This is a genomic window from Streptomyces sp. NPDC057963, from assembly GCF_042887155.1.
Classification (GTDB): Bacteria; Actinomycetota; Actinomycetes; order Streptomycetales; family Streptomycetaceae; genus Streptomyces.
The window spans coordinates 1-24333 of sequence record NZ_JBHVPX010000018.1; the positions used below are offsets into that span (position 1 = coordinate 1).

General features: G+C 69.5%; 25 protein-coding genes. 9 read left to right on the top strand and 16 right to left on the bottom strand.

The window, feature by feature from the left end; translation table 11 throughout:
• Positions 1-386: 386 nt before the first annotated feature.
• Positions 387-1028: a DNA-3-methyladenine glycosylase gene (locus tag ACFVT1_RS31655; protein WP_389801545.1), complete on the bottom strand. Its 642-nt coding sequence runs from the start codon at positions 1026-1028 to the stop codon at positions 387-389.
• 73 nt (positions 1029-1101) lie between these two features.
• Here ACFVT1_RS31655 and ACFVT1_RS31660 point away from each other — a divergent pair, with 73 nt between their 5' ends.
• The 3 genes from ACFVT1_RS31660 (at position 1102) to ACFVT1_RS31670 (ending at position 3129) form a co-directional block, all read left to right on the top strand.
• Positions 1102-1884: a sporulation protein gene (locus tag ACFVT1_RS31660; protein ID WP_389801548.1), complete on the top strand. Its 783-nt coding sequence runs from the start codon at positions 1102-1104 to the stop codon at positions 1882-1884.
• A gap of 52 nt (positions 1885-1936) precedes the next feature.
• Positions 1937-2470 carry a YbhB/YbcL family Raf kinase inhibitor-like protein gene (locus ACFVT1_RS31665; RefSeq protein WP_389801551.1) on the top strand — a complete coding sequence of 178 codons (534 nt, stop codon included), beginning with the start codon at positions 1937-1939 and terminating at the stop codon, positions 2468-2470.
• A gap of 152 nt (positions 2471-2622) precedes the next feature.
• Complete coding sequence (locus ACFVT1_RS31670; protein ID WP_093895792.1) at positions 2623-3129, top strand: HNH endonuclease; 507 nt, start codon at positions 2623-2625, stop codon at positions 3127-3129.
• Between the two features lie 72 nt (positions 3130-3201).
• Here ACFVT1_RS31670 and ACFVT1_RS31675 read toward each other — a convergent pair whose 3' ends face one another.
• The 4 genes from ACFVT1_RS31675 to ACFVT1_RS31690 all read right to left on the bottom strand — a co-directional run bounded on the left by ACFVT1_RS31675 (position 3202) and on the right by ACFVT1_RS31690 (position 6487).
• A complete protein-coding gene (locus ACFVT1_RS31675) occupies positions 3202-3969 on the bottom strand; it encodes a sulfite exporter TauE/SafE family protein (protein ID WP_389801554.1) in 768 nt (255 codons plus the stop codon).
• 62 nt (positions 3970-4031) lie between these two features.
• Positions 4032-4961: an SPFH domain-containing protein gene (locus ACFVT1_RS31680; RefSeq protein ID WP_389801556.1), complete on the bottom strand. Its 930-nt coding sequence runs from the start codon at positions 4959-4961 to the stop codon at positions 4032-4034.
• Between the two features lie 146 nt (positions 4962-5107).
• Positions 5108-5536 (bottom strand): NfeD family protein, encoded by a 429-nt coding sequence (locus tag ACFVT1_RS31685; RefSeq protein ID WP_389801559.1) that lies wholly within the window; start codon positions 5534-5536, stop codon positions 5108-5110.
• A gap of 153 nt (positions 5537-5689) precedes the next feature.
• Positions 5690-6487: an ABC transporter ATP-binding protein gene (locus ACFVT1_RS31690; protein ID WP_389801562.1), complete on the bottom strand. Its 798-nt coding sequence runs from the start codon at positions 6485-6487 to the stop codon at positions 5690-5692.
• A 143-nt stretch (positions 6488-6630) separates the two neighbouring features.
• Between ACFVT1_RS31690 and ACFVT1_RS31695 the strand changes: the two genes are divergently transcribed.
• Positions 6631-7416, top strand: coding sequence for a hypothetical protein (locus ACFVT1_RS31695; protein WP_389801564.1), 786 nt, complete (start codon positions 6631-6633; stop codon positions 7414-7416).
• A 164-nt stretch (positions 7417-7580) separates the two neighbouring features.
• Here ACFVT1_RS31695 and ACFVT1_RS31700 read toward each other — a convergent pair whose 3' ends face one another.
• The 3 genes from ACFVT1_RS31700 to ACFVT1_RS31710 all read right to left on the bottom strand — a co-directional run bounded on the left by ACFVT1_RS31700 (position 7581) and on the right by ACFVT1_RS31710 (position 9757).
• A complete protein-coding gene (locus tag ACFVT1_RS31700) occupies positions 7581-7829 on the bottom strand; it encodes a chaplin family protein (RefSeq protein WP_389801567.1) in 249 nt (82 codons plus the stop codon).
• A gap of 145 nt (positions 7830-7974) precedes the next feature.
• Entirely contained in the window at positions 7975-8619 is a 645-nt protein-coding gene (locus ACFVT1_RS31705) for a response regulator (protein WP_389801570.1), read from the bottom strand.
• On the bottom strand, positions 8612-9757 hold the full coding sequence (locus ACFVT1_RS31710) for a GAF domain-containing sensor histidine kinase (RefSeq protein ID WP_389801573.1): 1146 nt from the start codon (positions 9755-9757) through the stop codon (positions 8612-8614). The genes ACFVT1_RS31705 and ACFVT1_RS31710 overlap by 8 nt, the downstream gene beginning before the upstream one ends.
• A 658-nt stretch (positions 9758-10415) precedes the next feature.
• Between ACFVT1_RS31710 and ACFVT1_RS31715 the strand changes: the two genes are divergently transcribed.
• Positions 10416-11192: a transglycosylase SLT domain-containing protein gene (locus tag ACFVT1_RS31715; protein WP_389801576.1), complete on the top strand. Its 777-nt coding sequence runs from the start codon at positions 10416-10418 to the stop codon at positions 11190-11192.
• A gap of 108 nt (positions 11193-11300) precedes the next feature.
• Here ACFVT1_RS31715 and ACFVT1_RS31720 read toward each other — a convergent pair whose 3' ends face one another.
• The gene (locus ACFVT1_RS31720; protein ID WP_389801579.1) at positions 11301-13880 is read right to left on the bottom strand and encodes an FHA domain-containing protein; all 2580 of its coding nucleotides are present in this window, start codon (positions 13878-13880) and stop codon (positions 11301-11303) included.
• Between the two features lie 409 nt (positions 13881-14289).
• On the opposite strand from ACFVT1_RS31720, the gene serB reads away from it, so the two are divergent.
• Positions 14290-15546, top strand: a complete 1257-nt coding sequence (gene serB, locus ACFVT1_RS31725; RefSeq protein ID WP_389801581.1) for a phosphoserine phosphatase SerB — start codon at positions 14290-14292, stop codon at positions 15544-15546.
• Positions 15547-15700: 154 nt separating this feature from the next.
• Here the strand turns inward: serB and ACFVT1_RS31730 are convergent, their stop codons facing one another.
• From ACFVT1_RS31730 to ACFVT1_RS31745, 4 genes are all read right to left on the bottom strand, one after another.
• Positions 15701-16219: a histidine phosphatase family protein gene (locus tag ACFVT1_RS31730; RefSeq protein WP_362205853.1), complete on the bottom strand. Its 519-nt coding sequence runs from the start codon at positions 16217-16219 to the stop codon at positions 15701-15703.
• Positions 16220-16293: 74 nt separating this feature from the next.
• Positions 16294-16500, bottom strand: coding sequence for a hypothetical protein (locus ACFVT1_RS31735; protein ID WP_389801584.1), 207 nt, complete (start codon positions 16498-16500; stop codon positions 16294-16296).
• Between the two features lie 225 nt (positions 16501-16725).
• On the bottom strand, positions 16726-16836 hold the full coding sequence (locus ACFVT1_RS31740; RefSeq protein ID WP_269812581.1) for an SGM_5486 family transporter-associated protein: 111 nt from the start codon (positions 16834-16836) through the stop codon (positions 16726-16728).
• 26 nt (positions 16837-16862) lie between these two features.
• Complete coding sequence (locus ACFVT1_RS31745; protein ID WP_389801587.1) at positions 16863-18191, bottom strand: CynX/NimT family MFS transporter; 1329 nt, start codon at positions 18189-18191, stop codon at positions 16863-16865.
• 180 nt (positions 18192-18371) lie between these two features.
• Here ACFVT1_RS31745 and ACFVT1_RS31750 point away from each other — a divergent pair, with 180 nt between their 5' ends.
• Complete coding sequence (locus tag ACFVT1_RS31750; RefSeq protein ID WP_389801590.1) at positions 18372-19046, top strand: FadR/GntR family transcriptional regulator; 675 nt, start codon at positions 18372-18374, stop codon at positions 19044-19046.
• Positions 19047-19100: 54 nt separating this feature from the next.
• On the opposite strand, the gene ACFVT1_RS31755 is transcribed toward ACFVT1_RS31750, so the two are convergent.
• From ACFVT1_RS31755 to fabG, 3 genes are all read right to left on the bottom strand, one after another.
• A complete protein-coding gene (locus ACFVT1_RS31755; protein ID WP_389801593.1) occupies positions 19101-19487 on the bottom strand; it encodes a hypothetical protein in 387 nt (128 codons plus the stop codon).
• A gap of 167 nt (positions 19488-19654) precedes the next feature.
• Positions 19655-20422, bottom strand: a complete 768-nt coding sequence (gene fabI, locus ACFVT1_RS31760; RefSeq protein WP_362205868.1) for an enoyl-ACP reductase FabI — start codon at positions 20420-20422, stop codon at positions 19655-19657.
• Positions 20423-20427: 5 nt separating this feature from the next.
• Entirely contained in the window at positions 20428-21147 is a 720-nt protein-coding gene (gene fabG, locus ACFVT1_RS31765) for a 3-oxoacyl-[acyl-carrier-protein] reductase (RefSeq protein WP_362205871.1), read from the bottom strand.
• 231 nt (positions 21148-21378) lie between these two features.
• Here fabG and ACFVT1_RS31770 point away from each other — a divergent pair, with 231 nt between their 5' ends.
• Positions 21379-22902, top strand: a complete 1524-nt coding sequence (locus ACFVT1_RS31770) for a TldD/PmbA family protein (protein ID WP_389801597.1) — start codon at positions 21379-21381, stop codon at positions 22900-22902.
• Positions 22899-24293: a metallopeptidase TldD-related protein gene (locus tag ACFVT1_RS31775; protein WP_389801600.1), complete on the top strand. Its 1395-nt coding sequence runs from the start codon at positions 22899-22901 to the stop codon at positions 24291-24293. The genes ACFVT1_RS31770 and ACFVT1_RS31775 overlap by 4 nt, the downstream gene beginning before the upstream one ends.
• Positions 24294-24333: the final 40 nt, after the last annotated feature.

Sequence of the window (24333 nt, forward strand, 5' to 3'; positions counted from 1 at the left end):
TGCGTTTCCGACTCTATCAGACTCTTTCGTGTCCGATTCCCGGTCGAAGCGGGGTTGCTTTCCAGTTCTTCGCTTTCGCGTTTCCCTTTCCAGCGGTTCCAACCTTACCAGATTCTTTTCCGTTCCGTTTCCGGTCCGAATTTGAATTCCGGCGGCCTTTGGAGTGGCCTTGCCTTTCGGCTTCCGCTACATTAACCGATCCTCTTGGCAACTCATAATCGAGTCGATGGGGTCGAATTACGGGCATGCCGAATTCGCACCCGCCAGGGTGAATCGTAGGTAGTGGTTGGCCGCTTCCGAATGCTCGGGGCGGTCCGATGGACCGTACCGACAGCAGTACCCGTTTCAAGCGGCTCGGGCTACATTAGGCGGCGCCCAAGGGCGAGTCAAGTTGCGCGGCGGCGTGGCACGTGGGCCCTGTAGGGACTCACTGTGCGATCTCCGTCGATCCAGAAGCGCCAGGGATGTACGGATCCGTCGCCGCCCACTCCGGTGCGTGGGCCGCTGCGTACCTGGTCGCGCGGTGGTGGGGTGCCTTGCAGTACGACCAGCTGGGCGCCGGGGTGGGTGATGACGTCGGTCCCGTCGAGCGCACGGTCGATGTCGAGGGCGGTGGCCAGTCGAGCCGGGCCTTTGGCCAGTTCCTTGTCATTGCGGGCCGAGACTCGACGTTTGCGAGTGAGGTCGGCCCCGACCTGGATGTCTCCGGCCCTCAGCAGCACCCCGCTCGCCCTGCCCTCGGGTCCGCACACCAGGTTGAGGCAGTGCCACATGCCGTAGGTGAAGTAGACGTACGCGTGGCCGGGTGGTCCGTACATGACGCTGTTGCGCGGGGTGCGGCCTCTGAACGCGTGCGATCCGGGGTCGATCTCGCCGGCGTAGGCCTCCACCTCGGTGAGGCGGAGTTCGATGGGGCCTTCGGACGTGGTGCGTACCAGCGTCCGGCCCAGGAGGTCGGGGGCGACCTCCAGTACGGGGCGGTCGAAGAATGCGCGTGTCAGTGGCGTACGGTCCAGGCCCTCGATCATGGCGTTCGAGGGTACCGGGAACCGACTGCGGTCGTGGCGCGTATCTAGGGGTCAGGACCAAGGAGGAGTAAACATGGGCTTCAAGCGGCTGCTCGCGAGCATGGGTGCCGGCGGTGCTTCGGTGGAGACCGAGCTGACCGAGCTCAATGTCGTACCGGGAGGGGTCGTCCAGGGCGAGGTACGGGTCCAGGGCGGATCCGTGGATCAGCGGATCGAGGGGCTCTCCGTCGGTCTGCAGGCCCGGGTCGAGGTCGAGGGCCACGACACGGAGACCAAGCAGGACATCGAGTTCACCAAGCTCCGGCTGGGCGGCGCGTTCGAGGTGCGGGCCGGTGCCGTGCACATTGTGCCGTTCGGTCTCGAAATCCCGTGGGAGACGCCCATCACGATGTTCGCCGGTCAGCATCTGCACGGCATGAACATCGGCGTGACCACGGAGCTGGAGATCGCGCGGGCGCTGGACTCGGGCGACCTCGACCCGATCAATGTGCATCCGCTGCCGGCCCAGCAGGCCATTCTCGACGCCTTCGGGCAGCTCGGCTTCGGCTTCCGCAGTGCGGACATGGAGCGGGGCCACATTCGCGGTACGCGCCAGCGGCTGCCGTTCTACCAGGAGATCGAGTTCTTCCCGCCGCAGCAGTACCGCGGGCTGAACCAGGTGGAGCTGACGTTCGTCGCGGACGACCGCGAGATGGACGTCGTCCTGGAGATGGACAAGAAGTCGGGGCTCTTCAGCGAGGGCAGCGACTCGTACCGCTCGTTCAAGGTCGGGCTGAACGACTTCCATGGGACCGACTGGGCGGCGTACCTCAATCAGTGGCTCGCCCAGGTCGGCGGTCAGCGCAACTGGCTCTAGGGTCGGTGGGAGACCTGCCGACAGCAGTAGAGCGATCAGAAGAGGTGCTGACGTGACCGAGCGGAAAAGGGCGCCGCTGCCGCACGACTTCCATCCCGAGGTGCCGTCGTTCACGGTGGTGAGCGAGGACCTCGCCCCCGGGGCGGTCCTGGCGGACGCCCAGGTGTTCGCGGCCGGGAACACTTCGCCGCAGTTGCGGTGGGAGGGGTTCCCGGACGGGACCGGGAGTTTCGCCGTGACCTGTTTCGATCCCGACGCTCCGACGGGCAGCGGTTTCTGGCACTGGGTGGTCTTCGACATCCCGGCGTCGGTCACGGAGCTGCCGGCCGGTGCGGGCGGCGGGAAGTTCGAGGGGCTGCCCGCCGGTGCCGTGCACGTTCGCAACGACTACGGGTCGAAGGACTTCGGCGGTGCCGCTCCGCCGGCCGGGGAGAATCACCGCTATGTGTTCACCGTGTACGCGGTGGACAGCGAGAAGCTCGGTGTCGACAGCGATGCGTCGCCCGCGGTCGTCGGATTCAATCTGCGGTTCCACACGCTGGCCCGTGCTCAGCTGATCGGTGAATACACCGGTCCCGTCCAGTAGCCGGTGGGCCGGGAGTTCACCTGCCGTTTGCCCTGCCCTGGTCTTGGAGAGACCAGGGCAGGGCATTTTTATTGCGTTGTCCATCACGGCCTGCCCGGCCAGAGTTGATCCGGGCCTGCCAGGGGGCGGGCGGCACACGGGAGGTGGGCGGGATGCGGGACACGCTGGTACTGAACGCGAGCTTCGAGCCGCTGTCGACGGTGACGCTGAACCGTGCGGTGGTGCTGATTCTGCAGGACAAGGCCGTCGTCGAGCAGTCGCACCCCGATCTCCGTATGCGAGGCGCCGCCGTGGACATCCCGGTGCCCCGGGTGATCAGGCTCTGCAGGTACGTGAGGGTGCCGTTCCGAAGACAGGCCCCGTGGTCCAGAAGGGGCGTGCTGATCCGGGACCAGCACCGGTGCGCGTACTGCGGGCGGCGGGCGAGCACCGTCGACCATGTGGTGCCGCGTGCCCAGGGCGGTCAGGACACCTGGCTCAACACGGTGGCTTCCTGTGCCGAGGACAACCACCGCAAGGCGGCCCGGACGCCGGAGCAGGCGGGGATGCCGCTGCTGCGACAGCCGTTCGTACCGTCTCCGGCAGAGGCGATGCTGCTGGCGCTGGGGGCCGGCGAGCGGTCGGCACTACCGGAGTGGCTGGACCGCACCGCGGCATAGTCGGCGTAGTCGGGCTACGCATGGTGTCGTACTCCGAAGCCCGTCTCCTGGTGGGGGGCGGGCTTCCGTGTGTCAGCGGAGCAGCAGCTGGACGATGGCGGCCGTACCGACCGCGACGATGAGGGCGCGCAGGACGGTGGGGCTGAGGCGGCGGCCGACCTTGGCGCCGATCTGACCGCCGAGTGCGGAGCCGACCGCGATCAGTACGACGGCCGTCCAGTCGAAGTCCGCGACGAAGAGGAAGAAGAGCGCGGCGATGCTGTTGACGACGGCGGCCAGGACGTTCTTGACGGCGTTGAGGCGCTGCATCGTGTCGTCGAGCAGCATGCCCATCAGGGAGAGATAGATGATCCCTTGGGCGGCGGTGAAGTAGCCGCCGTAGACGCTGGCGAGCATCAGCCCGGCGAAAAGGAGCGGACCGCCGTCGGGGCGGGCGGGGATGCCCGAGTTCTCGCGTCGGCGCTGGACCGCTTTGCTGATGCGGGGTTGCAGGATGACCAGGACGAGGGCCAGGGCCACCAGGATCGGCACGATCGTCTCGAAGGCCGTGGAAGGCAGGGTCAGCAGGAGGGTCGCGCCGGTGAGGCCGCCGATCAGGGCGCCGATGGCGAGCTTGAGGACACGGCGGGCCTGCCCGGTGAGTTCCTCCCGGTAGCCGATGGCGCCGCTGATCGAGCCCGGGATCAGACCGAGGGCGTTGGAGACGGTGGCGGTGACCGGGGGCAGGCCGGTGGCGAGCAGCACGGGGAAGGTGATCAGCGTTCCCGATCCGACGATCGCGTTGATCGTCCCGGCGCTGATGCCCGCGGCGAAGACGGCGAGCATCTCCCAGGTGGTCATGGCGAATCCCCCGTGCATGATCGGTGGTTGGTGCACTGATCATGCACGAGGGCGTGTACACATCAGTCGACCGGGGGCTGTTCCCGGCGTTCCTTCCCGGTGTCGAATCCGGAGGCGCCGCTGCCGAGGTTGCCGAAGGCTCCGCTGAGGCCCTTGAGGGCGTCACCGATCTCGCTGGGCACGATCCAGAGCTTGTTGGCGTCGCCCTCGGCGATCTTCGGGAGCATCTGGAGGTACTGGTACGAGAGGAGCTTCTGGTCCGGGTCGCCGGCGTGGATGGACTCGAAGACCGTACGGATGGCCTGGGCCTCGCCCTCGGCGCGCAGGGCCGAGGCCTTGGCCTCACCTTCGGCGCGCAGGATCGCGGACTGCTTCTCGCCCTCGGCGGTGAGGATCGCGGACTGCCGGGTTCCTTCGGCCTGGAGAATCGCGGCGCGCTTGTCACGGTCGGCGCGCATCTGCTTCTCCATCGAGTCCTGGATGGAGGTGGGCGGCTCGATCGCCTTGAGCTCGACGCGGTTGACGCGGATGCCCCACTTGCCGGTCGCCTCGTCGAGGACTCCGCGGAGGGCCGCGTTGATCTCCTCGCGGGAGGTCAGGGTCCGCTCCAGGTCCATGCCACCGATGATGTTGCGGAGGGTGGTGACGGTGAGCTGCTCGATCGCCTGGATGTAGCTGGCGACTTCGTAGGTCGCGGCCCTCGCGTCGGTCACCTGGTAGTAGATGACCGTATCGATGTTGACGACCAGGTTGTCCTGGGTGATCACCGGCTGGGGAGGGAACGGCACGACCTGTTCACGGAGGTCGATGCGGTTCCTGATCGTGTCGATGAACGGAACGACGATGTTCAGGCCCGCGTTGAGCGTGCGGGTGTAGCGGCCGAAGCGCTCCACGATGGCGGCGCTGGCCTGCGGAATGACCTGGATCGTCTTGATCAGGGCGATGAAGACGAGCACCACCAGAATGATCAGAACGATGATGATCGGTTGCATCGTGTTCCTCGTTGCCCTTCGGTTGCCGACGGATCGCGATGATCGAGGTCGAGATCGCGGGAGGGACCGTATGTCTGGACGGCCCCGTTCTCATGATGATCGACTTCGAGTCTGACAGAACGTGCTCTGTCGTGTGGGTGGTTCGGTCACATGACGACTGCTGTGGCACCGTCGATGTCGACGACATCGACCTGTTGGCCCGGGTCGAAGCTCTGGTCCCCGTCGAGTGCGCGGGCGGACCAGATCTCTCCGGCCAGCTTGATCCGGCCGCCGCTGCCGTCGACCCGTTCCAGGACGACGGCCTGACGGCCTTTCAGCGCGTCGATACCGGTGGCGAGTTGAGGCCGGTCGGCACGGTGTCTGGCGGCGATCGGCCGGACCACGGCGATGAGCGCCACGGAGACCGCGACGAATACCAGTACTTGGGCCACGATGCCGCCGCCGAGTGCCGCGACGACCGCCGCGACGACCGCTCCGACGGCGAACATCCCGAACTCGGGCATCGCGGTCAGGACGAGCGGGATGCCCAGTCCCGCAGCGCCGATCAGCCACCACACCCACGCGTCGATGTCCACGTGTTCATGGTAGGACCGCGGGTGCCCTCGCGGACAGGGCGCAAGCGGGCGTCGTGCCCGACAGGTTCCGGCCAGACCGGTTCTGCGAGTGCGACAGGTTCTACGGGTTCTGCGGGTCCGCCCGTTCTACGGGTTCTGCCGGTTCTGCCGGTTCTACGAGAGCGGGAGTCCGTGGGCCGTGTAGCGGTCGCCCGTGTGCTCGACGACGAGCGGCAGGCCGAAGCAGAGGGAGAGGTTGCGGGAGCTGAGCTCGGTCTCCATGGGGCCCGCGGCGAGCACCTTGCCCTGGCGGATCATCAGGACATGGGTGAAGCCGGGGGCGATCTCCTCGACATGGTGGGTGACCATGATCATGGAGGGAGCGAACGGGTCGCGGGCCAGTCGGCCGAGGCGGCGGACCAGGTCCTCACGGCCTCCGAGGTCGAGTCCCGCGGCGGGCTCGTCGAGGAGGAGCAGCTCGGGGTCGGTCATCATGGCGCGGGCGATCAGGGTGCGCTTGCGCTCGCCCTCGGACAGGGTGCCGAACTTGCGGTCGAGGTACTCGGTCATGCCGAGGCGGTCGAGGAAGGCGCGGGCGCGCTCCTCGTCGACGGCTTCGTAGTTCTCGTGCCAGGTGGCGGTCATGCCGTAAGCGGCGGTGAGCACCGTCTGCAGCACGGTCTGGCGCTTGGGCAGCTTCTCGGCCATGGCGACGCCCGCGATGCCGATGCGGGGGCGGAGGTCGAAGACGTCGGTACCGACGCCGCCGAGTTGCTCGCCGAGGATTCTGGCGGTGCCGGTGCTCGGGAAGAGGTAGCTGGACGCGATGTTGAGGAGGGTGGTCTTGCCGGCGCCGTTCGGGCCGAGGATGACCCAGCGCTCCCCCTCCTTGACCTGCCAGGAGACGTCGTCCACCAGAGCGCGTCCGTCGCGGACCACGGATACGTCCACCAGCTCCAGTACATCGCTCATGGCGCGTTGTCTCCCCATGCAGTGTCGAGATCGTCGCGTGCCTGTGGGCACAGCTCCCAGGGAAATCTACGCCACCTCGGGAGTGCCTCAGGCGCTGGGCCCGTGTGAGGACAGGCCCCTGGTCCGTTCCCTAGGCTGTTCCCATGCTTTCGGAACCACGCTCAGGGCTGCTGGCCGCTTGGGGAAACGCGCTTCTGGCGGGACTCGCGTCGCCGGACGACGCGGTGCTCGCGATTGTCGGGGAGGACGCGGTCCACCGCGTGGAGGGGCTGCCGGGTGAGGCGGGGCCGGTCGGGCTCACGCTGGCGCTCGGGCGGTTGCGGGGTCTGGGGGTGACCGGATTCCGGGTCGCGCTGCCGGCACCCGGACACCCGCTGGGGCTGAGCGGTCCGCCGGACTTCAACGCGCGAGCGCTGGAGGCCGAGGAGGCGGTGGTCGCGTTCGGTGCGCCGTACGGGCTGGTTCCCGAGGTCCGTGAGGCGGGGCGGGAGGGGGATGTGCACGTCGAGGTGGTGTGGCGCTGTCTGCCGGTACGGGAGGCGCCGCCGGCCGATGTGCCGTCGCTGGGTGAGGCGGAGCGGGAGCTCGCCGAGGCGCTGCGGGACGCGACGGCGGTGCTGTCGCGGCTGGACGTGGCCGGCTCCGGGCCGGTGGCCGAGGCGGCGGTGGATGCGTACCGGGCGCGGACGGAGCGGGGGCGCGAGGTGCTGGCTCCGGGATATCCGCCGCGGGCGGTGCGGGTGCTGGAGCTGGCGCAGCGGGTCGGGCTGCTGATCACGGTGGCGCACGAGAACGGGCACGGCGGTGCGGTGAGCGCGTCGGAGATCGCGGCGCGGGGGGAGGCGCTGAGGCCGGTGGAGCGGGTGGCTCGACGGGCGCAGGTTGCCGCGTACAACGCGTATGTGGAGGAGAGGGAACGGGAGCGGTAGGGCCGGGCGGCCGGGCGGGAGCACCCCTTGCCCCGCCCGGCCGCCCGGGTGCCGTCCTGCGTCCTCGATCGCCGGACGGGCCGGGACGGTGTCGCCGGACGGGCCGAGCGTGTGCCGGACGGAGTTCGACGCGCCCGTCCGGCGACACAGGACCGTGGGGCCGGTCAGCCGTTCAGGCCGAAGTTCCCGAAGGCCGGGTTGAGCAGGCCGATCACATTGACGGTGTTGCCGACCACATTCACCGGGACGTTCACCGGGACCTGGACGACGTTGCCGCTGACCACACCCGGGGAGTGGGTCGCGGCACCGTGGGCGTCCGCGCCGTGGCCTGCGGCGGAGGCCGCACCGGCACCGGCGGCGATGATTCCGCCGGCGAGCAGGGTGACGGCAGCGGCCTTCTTCAGGTTCTTCACTTCAGGATCCTCCTAGCGTGGCTGCGGCCGATCGCCGCAGCACCCTGGAGAACGCCCCCGAGTCGAACAGGTTGCGCCGTCCGGGTGACATACACCCGACAGTATGAATCTCGGTCCGGAGGAAGATGCGCCGCTTCGGTGCGGGTCAGCCCGCCGCCCCGTGCCGGACGGCCCAGAGGGCCGCCTGGGTCCGGTCCGAGAGATCCAGCTTCATCAGGATGTTCGAGACGTGCGTCTTGACGGTCTTCTCGGAGAGGACCAGCGCTCGCGCGATCTCGCGGTTGGAGCGGCCGTCGGCGATCAGGCCCAGCACTTCCCGCTCCCGCTCGGTGAGAGTGCTCCCCCGGCCCGTACCGCTGCCTCCGTCGTCCTGGGCGAGCAGGGCGCCCGCGACCTCCGGCTGGAGCAGGACGTGGCCCGCGTACACCGAGCGGATGGCGCCGGCCAGGGCGTCCGGGTCGACGTCCTTGTATACATAACCGGAAGCTCCGGCCCGTAGCGCGGGGACCACGGTGCGCTGTTCGGTGAAGCTGGTGACGATGAGGACCTTGGCCGGGTTCTCCAGCTCGCGGAGCCTGCGCAGGGCCTCGATCCCGTCCGTGCCGGGCATCTTGATGTCCATCAGGACGACATCGGGACGGAGCTCCTCGATCCTGGCCACCCCTTCCGCGCCGTCGGACGCCTCACCGACCACTTCTATGTCGTCCTGTACCTCAAGGAACGTACGCAGACCGCGGCGGACCACCTGGTGGTCGTCGACCAGCAGCACCCTGATGATCTTGTCAGCCACCGGGTACCTCCATCTCGATCGTGGTGCCCTTGCCGGGCGCCGATTCAACGGTGAGCCTGCCGCCGACCCCGCTCGCGCGGTCCCGCATCGACACCAGGCCCAGGTGGCGGCCTGCCTGCCGGGTGGCCGCGGGTTCGAAGCCGCTGCCGTCGTCGGTGATCCGCAGCAGCGTGCCGCTGCCGTGCCGGGCGAGCGTGACGCCGACGTGCTCGGCCCCCGAGTGGCGCAGCGCGTTGTGCAGGGCCTCCTGGGAGACCCGGAGCAGCGCTTCCTCCTGGGCGGCGGGCAGGGCTCGCACGCCCAGGCTCTCGAAGGTGACCCGGGCGCAGTGGGCGCGGTCCAGAACCTGGATCTGGGTGCGGAGGGTGGCGATGAGACCGTCCTCGTCGAGCGCGGCCGGGCGCAGTTCCACGACGGCGGCGCGCAGCTCCTCCACGGCTTCCGCGGCGAGCGCGGCGACCTGGTGGAGCTCGCCCTTGGCGCGGGCCGGGTCGCGGTCGATCAATGCGGTGGCGGCCTGGGCCGTCAGCCGCAGCGAGAACAGCTTCTGGCTGACCGCGTCGTGCAGCTCATGGGCGAGCCGGGAGCGCTCCTCGGCGATGGTGAGCTCCCGGCTGCGTTCGTACAGCCGGGCGTTGGTGAGGGCGATCGCCGCGTGCTGGGCGAGGATCGACAGCAGTTCCTCGTCCTCGGCGGTGAAACCGCAGCTGCCCTCGGGTTTGGGGCAGCGCTTGTTGGCGAGGAAGAGTGCGCCGATGATCTCGTCGCCGTCCCGGATGGGCAGGCCGAGGAAGTCGGACATGTCGGGGTGGGCGTCGGGCCAGCCCTCGAAACGGGGGTCCTTTCGGACATCGGCGAGGCGCTCGGGCTTCGCCTGGTGGAGCATCGCGGCGAGGATGCCGTGCTGCCGGGGCAGGGGGCCGATGGCCTTCCACTGCTCGTCGCTGACGCCGTCGACGACGAACTGCGCGAAGCCGCCGTGGTCGTCGGGCACGCCCAGCGCGGCGTACTCGGCGTCCAGCAGTTCGCGGGCCGAGGCGACGATCGTCTTCAGGACGTCGCGCATTTCGAGATGCCGGCTCATGGCGAGCAGCGCGGCACTCACCGCTGCGAGGCCCGACGGTGGGCGATGGCTCATGGCCTCACCGTACCGGCGGGGGTACGGACGCCGTATCGGCCTGTGGACGGCTGCCGATTAGGGCGCAGGGACTAGGTCCGGCCCGTCCGGGGCGGGGACCGGCGAGGAACCCGCCCCGGACGTGAGGACCGGCACGGGACCCGTCGGCCCGGGGCGAAGTGCCCCGTGGTGGCGGGTGGGAGCGGGCGGAGGGACCGGATCCCTCGCGAGCGGGGACGGGCGCTGTCCCGCCGTACGCCTGCACCCCTGTCCCGCCGTACGCGTACACCGCTGCTGCCCTGCCGTACGCGTGCACCGCTGCCTCCGGCACGAGTCCGGGGACGTCCATCCGTCGGATCCGGGACCGGACCCTCACACTCCGAATTGCTTGAGCAACCAGTGGTGAGTTCGTTATCCGGCCGATGTGAGGCCGGGCATAGGACCCACGTCACTTACGAAGCCTGCTAGTGGATACATAAACACCGCATCAGTAGGCATGAGCACGGGACGCCACCTTCGAGCAGGGCCGTGATCCACTACCCGGAATCGTACGTCACACCTTTGCCACGCCATTTTGCTGGCGCTAAGAATTGCACTCGTCCCCGACGGAGATGCGAACACACCGCCTCCCGTCTTCGTCCTCCGTGAGGACTCCCGCTATTCGAAGAGGTACGTCTGCATGTCCGAGTCCAGCATCCCCGGCCGCCGCCGTCGTCTGAACAAGACCCAGAAGCTCTCCGTCGCGGGCATCTCCGCCGTCGCCGTCGCCTCCCTCTCCTTCTCGCTCGTCCCCGCCAATGCCGAAGGCAAGCCCGAGGCCTCGGCCCCTGTGTCCGCCGCCCCCGTGGTCCTCGCGTCGGCCGCCGGTACCCCGCAGGCCAAGGCACTGCAGGCCAGCCTCATCGAGCAGCACTCCACCGCCGAGAAGCTGGTGAAGGCCGCGGACCTCGCGAGGGCCAAGAAGGCCGCCGCGGTCGAGGCGAAGGCGCAGGCCGCCGCGAAGGCCAAGGCTGCCGCCGCGGCCGAGGTCAAGGCGCAGGCCGAGGCCAAGGCCCGGGCGAAGGCCGAGGCCGTCGCCGAGAAGCGCACCGGCACGCAGGCCGCCAGCCGTTCCGAGGTCCGTACCCCGGTCTACGCCAACAACCTGGACGGCTGGATCAGGCAGGCCCTGGACATCATGAAGACGCGCGGCATCCCCGGCTCGTACGACGGCCTGCACCGCAACATCATGCGGGAGTCCACCGGCAACCCGAACGCGGTCAACGGCTGGGACATCAACGCCAAGAACGGCACCCCGTCCTGCGGTCTGCTGCAGGTCATCCAGCCAACCTTCAACGCGTACCACGTCTCCGGCACCTCCTCGAACATCTACGACCCGGTCGCCAACATCACCGCGGCGGCCAATTACGCCGCCGACCGCTACGGCTCGATCGACAACGTCAACAGCGCGTACTGATCGGCTCCGGACGTCCTCGGACGGCCTGCGGATCCACATGCGCACACGCCGAAGGGCGGCACCCCGCGCGGGGTGCCGCCCTTCGGCGTTCCGTGCCGGTGGCCGCGCCTACTTGCGCATGACCTCCGGCTCGTGGCGGCGCAGCAGCCGCGCGACCACGATGCCGCAGATGATGCCGAGGAGCAGCAGCACCGAGATGTCGATCCCCCACTGGCCGGCCGAGTGCTCCCACAACGGGTCCAGGTCGGCCGGGTTCTTCGGGTCCCACGGTGCCATGAGGTGCGAGAGGTCGAGCGTCGTACCCACGCCGGCGATGGCCCAGCGGGACGGCATCAGCCAGGCGACCTGCTCCAGGCCGGGCGATCCGTAGACCTGGAAGAGGATGCCGGTGAAGACGATCTGGACGATCGCGAACATGACCAGCAGCGGCATGGTCTTCTCGGCGGTCTTCACCAGCGAGGAGATGACCAGGCCGAACATCATCGAGGTGAAGCCGAGCACGGTGATCGTCAGGCAGAGCTCGACGGCCGGCGGCATGATCAGGCCCTCTGCGGGCAGCTCACGGGTGGCGAACCCGATGCCGCAGATGATGACGCCCTGGATGGCCGTGATCACACCGAGGACGATCACTTTGGACATCAGATAGGCGGAACGGGAGAGACCGGTGGCCCGTTCCCGTTCGTAGATGACGCGTTCCTTGATCAGTTCTCGTACGGAGTTGGCCGCGCCGGACAAGCACATGCCGACCGCGAGGATCAGCATGATCGTTCCGGCGGCCCCGTTGAACCGGGACGGCGGCTTCGGCGGGGCCAGGCCGAAGGTGGCCGGGATGACCACGCTGACGACGCCGAGCACGGCGGGCAGGATCACCATCAGGCCCATGAAGCCCTTGTCGGACGCGATCACCGAGATGTAGCGGCGGATCAGTGTCCACAGCTGAACCGTCCAGCCCTGCGGCTTCGGCGGGCGCATCTGCTGCGGAGTCGGCATGTGCGCGGACTGCACGGCGACGGCGTCGATGTCCGCCGCGTACATCTGGTAGTGCTGCGAACCGCGCCAGCGGCCCGCCCAGTCGTAGTCGCGGTAGTTCTCGAACGCGGAGAAGACATCGGCCCAGGTGGTGTAGCCGAAGAAGTTGAGCGCCTCCTCCGGGGGGCCGAAGTAGGCGACGGAGCCGCCCGGTGCCATGACGAGCAGCTTGTCGCAGAGGGCCAGCTCGGCGACGGAGTGGGTGACGACGAGGACCGTACGGCCGTCGTCGGCCAGGCCGCGCAGCAGCTGCATGACATCGCGGTCCATGCCCGGGTCGAGGCCGGAAGTCGGCTCGTCCAGGAAGATCAGCGACGGCTTGGTGAGCAGCTCCAGGGCCACGGAGACACGCTTGCGCTGGCCGCCGGAGAGCGAGGTGACCTTCTTGTCCTTGTGGATGTCGAGCTTGAGCTCGGCGAGGACTTCGAGGATCCGGGCCTCGCGTTCGGCCTCGGTGGTGTCCGCGGGGAAGCGGAGTTTGGCCGCGTACTTGAGAGCCTTGGTGACGGTGAGTTCCTTGTGCAGGATGTCGTCCTGCGGGACCAGACCGATGCGCTGGCGCAGCTCGGCGAACTGCTTGTACAGGTTCCGGTTGTCGTAGAGGACGTCCCCCTGGTTGGCGGGCCGGTAGCCGGTGAGCGCCTTGAGCAGGGTGGACTTGCCGGATCCGGACGGGCCGATGACCGCGACGAGCGACTTCTCCGGGACGCCGAAGGAGACGTCCTTGAGGATCTGCTTCCCACCGTCGACCGTCACCGTGAGGTGGCGGGCGGAGAAGGAGACCTCACCGGTGTCGACGAACTCTTCCAGCCGGTCCCCGACCAGGCGGAAGGCCGAGTGACCGACGCCGACGACGTCGTTCGGGCCGATGAGCGCGGAGCCGGACTTGGAGAGCGGCTGGCCGTTGACGTAGGTGCCGTTGTGGGACCCGAGGTCACGGATCTCGAAGCGGCCGTCGGGCGTCGCGTGGAATTCGGCGTGGTGGCGCGAGACCTGGAGGTCGGAGACGACCAGTTCGTTCTCGAGCGCACGGCCGATACGCATGACGCGGCCGAGGGCCACCTGGTGGAACGTGGTCGGGTTGCGGTCGCCGTAGATCGGCGGGGCCCCCGCGGCACCGCCGGGCCGGCCCGCGCCGGGTGTCTCCGCCATGCCCTGCTGATGCGGGACCTGGGGCTGCTGGGGCTGCGCGGGCTGCTGTTGCGGCTGGGCCTGAGGATTCTGCTGCCAGCCCTGCTGCGGCTGCGGAGCCGGGGCGGCCTGCCCGCCGGGCCGGCCCGCGCCTCCCTGCTGGGCCGGCCGGCCGGGGGCCTGCTGCGCACCCGCGCCCTGCCCGCTGTACGCATCGGCACCCGCGGCGGCGGCGACGCTCAGCCGCGGTCCGTCAGTGGCATTGCCCAGGTGCACGGCGGAGCCGGGGCCTATCTCCAGCTGGTGGACTCTCCGGCCCTGCACATAGGTGCCGTTGGTGCTGCCGTGGTCCTCGATGAACCAACTCCGGCCCCCCCAGCTGATCGTGGCATGCCGCCACGAGACCCTGGCGTCGTCGATCACCAGGTCACCCTGCGGATCACGACCCAGGGTGTACGGCCTGGACGGATCGAGCGTCCAGGTCCTGCCATTCAATTCCAGTACGAGTTCCGGCACTCCGCGCCCCACTAGTTGTCCCCCGAGTTACCCCCGTTGCAGGGAGTCTAGGGATGCTGAACATCGTGGGGAACTATTCCAGGAGCGGTCCCCGATACGAAAGTCGGGCGGGGTGAAGGCCCCGCCGAGACCTGCGGTGTTGCGCCGTCGGCCCACGAATGACCGGCACGGAGCCCGGCAGGCGCGCGAGTGCGTACGAACGGTGAGTGAACGGATCGATCCAGGATGCTCCGGCCTCGCGCGCACTCCCCCGGATGCGTCCGCGGTCGCCGGACGTGCCCACGCGTGTCCTGTCCGTCATCGCACGGTGTTCCGGGCGGGCGGGAGCGCGGCGGCGAGCACAGAGAACCGGACGACGCGCTGTCCGGCCTTCGGGACGGGCCCCCGGTGCCATCGATCGGACCGATACGGTGGGAGCACCATGAGCGCATCTCAGCCACCTCAGTCCTCCCCGTCTCCTGAGCTCCCTGAGTCCCGTCAGGGCACGGACACACCTACCCTTCTCGTGAAGATCTTCGGGAAGGACCGCCCCGGGATCACCGCCGGGCTCTTCGACACCCTCGCCGCCTACTCGGTCGATGTCGTCGACATCGAGCAGGTCGTCACCCGTGGCCGCATCGTCCTGTGCGCGCTGGTCACCTACCCGACCGCCGGCGGCACCACCGAGGGCGACCTGCGGGCGACCGTGCACAGCTGGGCCGGCTCGCTGAAACTGCAGGCCGAGATCATCTCCGGTACGGGTGACAACCGCCCGCGTGGCTACGGACGTTCCCATGTGACGGTGCTCGGGCACCCGCTGACCGCGGAGTCGACCGCCGCCATAGCGGCCAGGATCACTTCGACCGGCGGGAACATCGACCGGATCTTCCGGCTCGCGAAGTACCCGGTCACGGCGGTCGAGTTCGCCGTCTCCGGCACCGGGACCGAGGAGCTGCGGACGGCGCTGGCGACGGAGTCCGCGGGGATCGGTGTCGATGTCGCGGTCGTCTCGGCCGGGCTGAGCCGCCGGGCGCAGCGGCTGGTCGTCATGGACGTCGACTCGACGCTCATCCAGGACGAGGTCATCGAGCTCTTCGCCGCCCACGCCGGCTGCGAGGACAAGGTCGCCGAGGTGACCGAGCAGGCGATGCGCGGCGAGCTCGACTTCGAGCAGTCGCTGCACGCACGGGTGGCGCTGCTGGCGGGGCTCGATGTGTCGGTGGTGGACAAGGTGCGCGCCGAGGTGCGGCTGACACCGGGGGCCCGCACCCTGATCCGTACGCTGAAGCGGCTCGGCTACCAAGTGGGCGTGGTCTCGGGCGGGTTCACCCAGGTCACCGACGATCTGAAGGAGCGGCTCGGGCTCGACTTCGCCTCCGCCAACACCTTGGAAGTGGTCGACGGAAAGCTCACCGGCAGGGTCGTCGGCGACATCGTCGACCGGGCCGGCAAAGCCCGGCTGCTGCGCAGTTTCGCCGAGCAGGCCGGGGTGCCGCTGGCGCAGACCGTCGCGATCGGCGACGGTGCGAACGACCTCGACATGCTGAACACGGCCGGGCTCGGGGTGGCCTTCAACGCCAAGCCGGTGGTCCGCGAGGCCGCGCACACCGCGGTGAACGTGCCGTTCCTGGACACCGTGCTGTATCTGCTGGGCATCACGCGCGAGGAGGTCGAGGCCGCCGACGGTCTCGTCGAGTGAGGCACGTCCCCGTAACAAACAGGGCCCCGGTGGTTTCCGCACCGGGGCCCTGCTCGTACGGGGACGTGAACCGCGGCACGCCGTGAACCGCGGCACGTCGAGGGCTGTGGGACGTCAGCGGCCGTGCGGCAGCGGGAACCGTACGGCGGCGGAATCAGTCGTTGGGTGTCCAGTACTCGATCAGCTTGCCCACTCCGTGCTCCACGCCCTTCCAGGAGCCGGTGAACTCCACGACGGCGAAGGCGGCGGTCGGGAAGCCGCCGCGGTTCATCCGGGCCAGGGCATCGCCCTCGGCCGATTCCGAGAGGGCGTCGGCGACCGCGTGCATCCCGGGGTTGTGGCCGATGACGAGCAGGTCGCGCACGTCGTCGGGGGTCTCGTTGATCAGGGCGATCAGTTCGCCGGGAGACGCCTCGTACAGTCGCTCCTCGTACACGGTCCTGGGACGGTGCGGCATCTCGTGCACCGCCAGCTTCCACGTCTCGCGCGTCCTCGCGGCGGTCGAGCAGAGGGCCAGATCGAGAACGATCCCGGAGTCGACGAGTCTGCGGCCTGCGACGGGGGCATCCTTGCGGCCGCGCTCCGTGAGTGGCCGCTCATGGTCGGAGTCCTGCGACCATTCCGCCTTTGCGTGCCTGAGAAGGACGATCCTGCGAGGTGTATCGACGCTCATACACCTCAGCTTCGCACGAAATGTGCCGCCCGGCGCAGGGTGTTGAAGGGCTTCCACAGGCTGCGTGGAAACCGTCAGCCGGACACCAGGGCCGCGATGCGCTCGAACAACCGGCCGATCGCGGGGTCGGCCGTCGCCACGCTCGTGTCCTCGGATCCCACGATCAACAGCAGGAGCGCGGCGAACGCGATCGCGGGCAGCGCGATGGCCCACCACGGCAGCCTGACCTCGACACTGCCCGTGGCCGAGTGGGTGGACCGGGTGTGCATAGGGGCCGACATGCCCGCCTCCGTGAGTCGTGGATTCTGATACTCAGAACCTACGGACACGGAGCAGCCCGCCCCATCCGGTGACCCACCCACTTCACCCTGACCCTGTCCCCCTAGGGGACAGTGGTGCTAGCCCCACCCCCGGCACCACCGGCCGTCGGACCGTACGCGACCGCGCGCTTCGGGAAGGGGGCGGGCGGAGTCGCGGAACCGGCGGAATCGGGGGCCGGGCGGGTTTCAGGGGGACGCGACCGAGGCGATCACCGCGATGACCACGGTGACCAGCAGCATCGCCCCGAGCACGAGGAGCAGCTTCTTCTGACCGTTCTGGGGATTCGGGTCGAGCACAGGAGACATGGGCTCAGTCTCGCATCTCAGCACTCGTCCTCGATCGTCCGGTCCCGCCCGGCCAGAACCCCGGCCGCCATCTGCGGCACCATGAGGCCGGCCATCAGCGCGATCGGCAGCCCCCAGCCGCCGCTGTGCTGGTGGAGCACGCCGACGAGCAGCGGGCCCGGGATCGAGATCAGATAGCCGGTGGACTGCGCGAACGCGGAAAGCCGGACCACGCCGGCGCCACTGCGGGACCGCATGCCGATCATGGTCAGGGCGAGCGGGAAGGCGCAGTTCGAGATGCCGAGCAGCAGCGCCCAGGCCCAGGCCCCGCCGGCCGGTGCGAGGTAGAGGCCCGCATAGCCGATGAGGCCGCAGGCGCCGAGGACGACGACGATCGGGCCCTGGTTCCTCATACCGGCGGCGACCCGGGGTATGACGAACGCGAGAGGCACGCCCATCGCCATGGTCACGGCCAGCAGGACACCCGCCGTACCGGCCGAGACGCCCGCGTCACGGAAGATCTGCGGCATCCATCCCATGGTGATGTACGCGGCGGTGGCCTGCAGGCCGAAGAAACAGGCGAGGCCCCACGCGGTACGGCTGCGGGTGATCCTGAGCGCCGGGGCGTCGTTGTGGTGGGCGGCGGGCCTCCCCGGGGCGTCGCGCCGCTCCCGTACCAGCGGAATCCAGGGCAGGATCGCGGCCGTGGCGAGCACGGCCCACATGCCGAGGCCCGCCCTCCAGCTGCCGCCCAGCGCGCTGGTCATGGGCACGGTCACGGCGGCGGCGAGCGAGGTGCCGAGGGCCAGGGCCATCGAGTAGAGCCCGGTCATCGGACCGACGCGGTCCGGGAACCAGCGCTTGACGATCACTGGCATCAGCACATTGCTGACGGCGATGCCCATGAGGGCGAGGGCGCTCGCGGCGAGGAAGCCTGCCGTGCCGCCGACGAGCGGCCGGATCACCAGACCGGCCGTGATGGCGATCATGCCGACGCAGACGATCGCCCCCGGGCCGAAGCGGCGGGCGAGGCGCGGCGCCATGACGCCGAAGACCGCGAAGCAGAGCGGCGGTACGGAGGTGAGGATCCCGGCGACGCTGCCGCTCATGTGCAGCCCGTCCTGCACCTCTTCGAGGAGGGCGCCGAGGCTGGTGATGGCGGGGCGGAGGTTGAGCGCGGCGAGGACGAGACCGATGGCGACCAGCCGGAGCAGCCACGGGGAGGGACCGGGAGCGGCCTGCATGGCCTGTGCGGTCTGCGGGGCGGAAGAGGCTTGCGGGGCCGGGGTTTTCGCAGGGGTGTCCGCTGTGGTGGCGGGACTCAGGGTCCGGGTCCGGTTCTGCGGCTGGATCTCGTCGTCGGGCATGGGGTCATCATAGAATCATGGGATGATTGATTGTCCAATCCTCCGCATACTGCTCTGAGACCATTCACCACCGGGAGAGCACCCCCGTCCCGCTCGCTTCTCTTCCTCCCTCCTCACCCCTCCCTCCTCACCCCTCACCCAGCAACCCGAGCAACCCGAGCAACCCGAGCAAGGAGCACCATGGCGCTGACGTCTCCGCGGCGTTCGGCACTCGCCGACCAGGTGATTGCCCAGCTGAGGAATCAGATCACCTCGGGCGAGTGGCCCGTGGGTTCACGGATCCCCACCGAGCCCGAGCTGGTGGAGCAGCTGGGCGTGGCCCGCAACACGGTCCGCGAGGCCGTGCGCGCGCTCGCGCACAACGGCCTGCTCGACATCCGGCAGGGCTCGGGCACCTATGTCGTCGCCACCAGCGAACTGGCCGGGGTCATGCACCGCCGCTTCGCCGCCGCCGATCCGCGCCATGTCGCCGAGCTGCGCTCCACGCTGGAGTCGTCGGCGGCACGGCTGGCCGCCGCCCGGCGCACCGAGCGGGATCTGAAGCAGCTGGACGCGCTCATGGCACGCCGTGAGGAGACCTGGGCCGCGGGCGACGCCGAGGCATTCGTCGCGGCGGACGCGACGCTGCACCTGGCCGTGGTCGCGGCTTCGCACAACGACGTGCTGACCGGCCTCTACGCCGATCTGGGCGATCTGCTGCGCGACTACCTCAGGGGCGATGTCGGCCAGGAGCTGCGGCCGGAGAACCACATGGACCACGGCCGGCTGGTCGAGGCGATCCGGGCCGGGGACGCGGAGACGGCGGCGGCGGAGGCCGCGAGCCATGCGTTGAGCTGTCTGGTGGACCGGGTGTGAGGGGGCGCGTCGAGCCGCGCCGCGGAGAACACCGGAGGAGCGTCGAAGGAATCGTCAGACGGAACCCTGGATCCGGTGGGTGATCCAGACGGAGCCGACTTCCTTCCAGCAGCGGTCGTCGAGCCGCACGGTCCGGCCCGGCCCCACGTCGACCGGGACCGCGTCCGCGTCCATGTCCCACCAGCGGCGGCATTCGGTGTGCAGTTGCACGCGGTCGGTGGAGGGGTAGGGGTTGTGGCAGTAGGCGACGACCTGGGAGCCCCGGACCGACGTCCGGCATTCGGATCCGGCGGGATCGGGCAGGGGAGCGTCGGGGGCCGATGCCCCGGCTCCGGCCCGGCCCGCCGTGGATATGACGGATACGCCCCAGGGGGCGACCAGTCCGGCCACGACCATGGAGGCCGCAGGCAGGGCCCAGGTCCGGCGACGTGTGGAGCACATGGCGACCTCCTCCCCGCAGCCTGACCAGAAGTCCGGTTCCACCACATTCTGCGGTGGATCGACCATCTTTTCGACTTGAGCGGGCCGGGCCGGACGCAGACGTACGACGGCCGCGTACCGCCTGTTCAAAGGCGGTACGCGGCCGTGTCACAGCCGGTCGTAAGAGGTCAGGCGCCCATCATGTGCACGCCGCCGTCGACGTGGATGATCTCTCCCGTGGTCTTCGGGAAGAAGTCCGAAAGCAGGGCGACGACACCGCGGCCGGCCGGCTCGGGGTCCGCCATGCTCCAGGACAGCGGGGAGCGGGTGTTCCACACGTCCGCGAGCTCGGAGAAGCCCGGGATGGACTTCGCGGCCATGGAGCCGATCGGTCCGGCCGAGATCAGGTTGCAGCGGATGTCGTCCTTGCCCAGGTCACGGGCGAGGTAGCGGGAGGTTGCCTCCAGCGCGGCCTTGGCCGGGCCCATCCAGTCGTACTGCGGCCAGGCGAACTGCGCGTCGAAGGTGAGGCCGACGATCGAGCCGCCCTCGCTCATCAGCGGCTTGCAGGCCATGGCGAGCGACTTCAGCGAGAACGCCGAGACGTGCATCGCGGTGGAGACGGACTCGAACGGGGTGTTCAGGAAGTTGCCGCCGAGCGCGTCCTGCGGCGCGAAGCCGATCGAGTGCACGACGCCGTCGAGCGAACCGAGCTCGTCACGGACCAGCCCGGCCAGGCGGTCGAGGTGCTCGGTGTTGGTCACGTCCAGCTCGATGACCTTGGCCGGCTTCGGCAGCTTCTTGGCGATGCGCTCCGTCAGCGTGGGCCGGGGGAAGGCGGTCAGGATGACCTCGGCGCCCTGCTCCTGGGCCACCTTGGCGGTGTGGAAGGCGATGGACGACTCCATCAGCACACCGGTGATGAGGATGCGCTTGCCGTCGAGAATTCCGCTCATGGTGATCAGTGACCCATGCCCAATCCGCCGTCAACGGGGATGACGGCTCCAGTGATGTACGACGCGTCGTCGGAGGCGAGGAAGCGCACTGCGGCGGCGATCTCCTCGGGCTGCGCGTAGCGGCCGAGCGGCACCTGGGACACGATGCCCTTGCGCTGCTCCTCGGTGAGCACCTGGGTCATGTCGGTGTCGACGAAACCAGGTGCGACGACGTTGAAAGTGATGTTCCGCGAGCCGAGTTCACGGGCCAGCGACCGGGCGAAGCCGACCAGACCCGCCTTGGAGGCGGCGTAGTTCGCCTGCCCGGCCGAGCCGAGGAGCCCGACGACGGAGGAGATGAGGACGACGCGGCCCTTCTTCGCGCGCAGCATGCCGCGGTTGGCACGCTTGACGACCCGGAAGGTGCCGGTGAGGTTGGTGTCGAGTACGGACGTGAAGTCCTCCTCGGACATCCGCATCAGCAACTGGTCCTTGGTGATACCGGCGTTGGCGACCAGTACCTCGACGGGACCGTGCGTGTCCTCGATCTCCTTGTATGCCTGCTCCACCTGTTCGGCGTCGGTGATGTCGCACCGGACGGCCAGAACGCCCGCCTCGGTGAGGATCTGGGGGGGCTCGCCCGAGCGGTACGTGATCGCGACCTTGTCGCCGTTGTCGGCGAAAGCGCGGGCGATGGCGAGGCCGATGCCTCGGTTTCCTCCGGTGACGAGAACCGAGCGGCTCAACGGATCACCCTTTCGATAGCGGTCTGGTACCTCGAAAACCTATCGGTACCACCCGCCCCACGGGGAATCGGCCCCTGACAGCGCCTCACCCCGGGCACTGTGGGGTTCCTACAGAGGTTCTCCGCCGCACCGCGCCGCATCCGCCCACGGGCGGGCGACGCCCGATATCACCGGGTGCGGTCACCGTCCGGCGTGGTTCACTGCCGTGGTGTATCGAGAAGGGAATTCCCTGTGCCCCACGAGGTAGACCAGTCGTTCCTCGCCCTGCCGCTGCGGGCCCTCGCCGACGCGGCACTCGCCCGCGCGCGTGCGCTGGGTGCCGTGCATGCCGACTTCCGCCTGGAGCGGGTGCGCAGCGCGTCCTGGCGGTTGCGGGACGCCCGGCCCGCCGGGACCTCGGACACCACCGATCTCGGGTACGCGGTCCGTGTGGTGCACGGCGGGGCGTGGGGGTTCGCGTCGGGCGTGGATCTGACGATGGACGCCGCGGCGAAGGTGGCCTCGCAGGCCGTCGCCATGGCCAAGCTGTCCGCGAAGGTGATCGCGGCGGCCGGGTCCGACGAGCGGGTCGAGCTGGCGGACGAGCCGGTGCACGGCGAGCGGACCTGGGTCTCGGCCTACGAGATCGATCCCTTCGACGTACCGGACGAGGAGAAGGCGGGGCTGCTCGCCGAGTGGAGCAGCCGGCTCCTGGGCGGGGAAGGGGTCGCCCATGTGGACGCCTCGCTGATGACCGTCCACGAGAACAAGTTCTACGCGGACACGGCGGGCACCGTCACCACCCAGCAGCGGGTGCGGCTGCATCCGCAGTTCACCGCGGTCGCCGTGGACGGGACCACCGGTGAGTTCGACTCGATGCGGACGATCGCCCCGCCGGTGGGCCGCGGCTGGGAGTACCTGACCGGGACCGGCTGGGACTGGGACGGCGAGCTGGAGCGGATTCCCGGGCTGCTGGCCGAGAAGATGCGGGCGCCGAGCGTCGAGGCGGGGACGTACGACCTGGTCGTCGACCCGTCCAACCTCTGGCTGACCATCCACGAGTCGATCGGCCACGCCACCGAGCTGGACCGGGCGCTGGGGTACGAGGCGGCGTACGCCGGGACCTCGTTCGCCACCTTCGACCAGCTGGGGAAGCTGGCCTACGGCTCCCCCGTGATGAATGTGACGGGCGACCGCACCGCCGAGCACGGGCTCGCGACCGTCGGGTACGACGACGAGGGTGTCGAGGCGCAGTCCTGGGACCTGATCAAGGACGGGACGCTGGTCGGGTACCAGCTGGACCGGCGGATCGCGAAGCTGACGGGTCTGGGCCGGTCCAACGGCTGCGCGTACGCGGACTCGCCCGCCCACGTCCCCGTCCAGCGGATGGCGAACGTCTCGCTGCGGCCGGATCCGGACGGGCTGTCCACGGAGGATCTGATCGGCGGGGTGGAGCGCGGGATCTATGTGGTCGGCGACCGGTCCTGGTCGATCGACATGCAGCGCTACAACTTCCAGTTCACCGGGCAGCGGTTCTTCCGCATCGAGAACGGCAGGCTGGCCGGTCAGCTGCGCGACGTCGCGTACCAGGCGACGACGACGGACTTCTGGGGCTCGATGGAGAAGGTCGGCGGCCCGCAGACGTATGTCCTGGGCGGCGCCTTCAACTGCGGCAAGGCCCAGCCCGGCCAGGTCGCGGCCGTCTCGCACGGCTGCCCCGCCGCCCTCTTCCGGGGCGTGAACATCCTCAACACGACGCAGGAGGCCGGACGATGAGCCGCGTCAGCAAGCCGCACGAGATCGTCGAGCGGGCGCTCGAACTGTCCACCGCCGACGGCTGTGTGGTCATCGCCGACGAGGAGTCGTCCGCCAATCTGCGCTGGGCCGGCAACGCGCTCACCACGAACGGCGTGACGCGGGGACGGACCCTGACCGTCGTCGCGACCGTCGACGGTGCGCAGGGCACCGCGTCCGGCGTGGTCTCGCGGTCCGCGGTCACCGCCGACGACCTGGAGCCGCTGGTACGGGCCGCCGAGGCGGCCGCGCGCGGGGCCGGTCCTGCGGAGGACGCACAGCCGCTGGTCAGCGGGGTCCCCACGTCGCCCGGCTTCACGGACGCGCCGGCCGAGACGGGCTCGGACGTCTTCGCGGAGTTCGCCCCGACGCTCGGCGACGCCTTCGCCCGGGCCCGGTCCGGCGGCCGTGAGCTGTACGGCTTCGCCCACCACCAGCTGACCTCGACCTACCTCGGTACGTCGACGGGGCTGCGGCTGCGCCACGACCAGCCGAACGGGACGCTGGAGCTCAACGCCAAGTCCCCCGACCGGTCCCGGTCGTCCTGGGCGGGCCTCTCGACGCGCGACTTCAAGGACGTCGACCCCGCCGGGCTCGACGCGGAGCTGGCGCAGCGGCTGCGCTGGGCGGAGCGCCGTATCGAGCTGCCCGCCGGGCGGTACGAGACGCTGCTGCCGCCGACCGCCGTCGCCGATCTGCTGATCTACCAGCTGTGGTCCTCGACGGCACGGGATGCCGCGGAGGGCCGGACGGTGTTCTCCAAGCCGGGTGGCGGGACGAGGCTCGGCGAGACCCTGTCCGAGCTGCCGCTGTCGCTGCGCAGCGACCCGCACGCACCGGGCCTGGAGTCGGCGCCGTTCGTGATCGCCCATGCCTCGGGGGACGGTGCCTCCGTCTTCGACAACGGTCTGCCGCTGACGTCGACCGACTGGATCCGGGACGGCAGGCTGGAGCAGCTGACGACCACCCGGCACACGGCGGGGCTGACCGGGCTGCCGGTCGCGCCGGCGATCGACAACCTGGTGCTGGAGGGCGGGGGTGAGCGGTCGCTGGACGAGATGGTGGCCGCGACGGCCGGCCGCGCGCTGCTGCTGACCTGCATGTGGTACATCCGGGAGGTCGATCCGGCGACACTCCTGCTGACCGGGCTGACCCGCGACGGGGTATATCTCGTCGAGGACGGCGAGGTCGTCGGCGAGGTGAACAACTTCCGGTTCAACGAGTCGCCGGTGGACCTGCTGTCGCGGGCCGCGGAGGCGGGCCGTACGGAGAAGACGCTGCCGCGCGAGTGGGGCGACTGGTTCACCCGGGCCGCCATGCCCGCGCTGCGGATCCCGGACTTCAACATGAGTTCGGTGAGTCCGGGGGTGTGACCCGCCCGGGGCCGTCCCGTAATCCCTGGCCTTCGTGCGA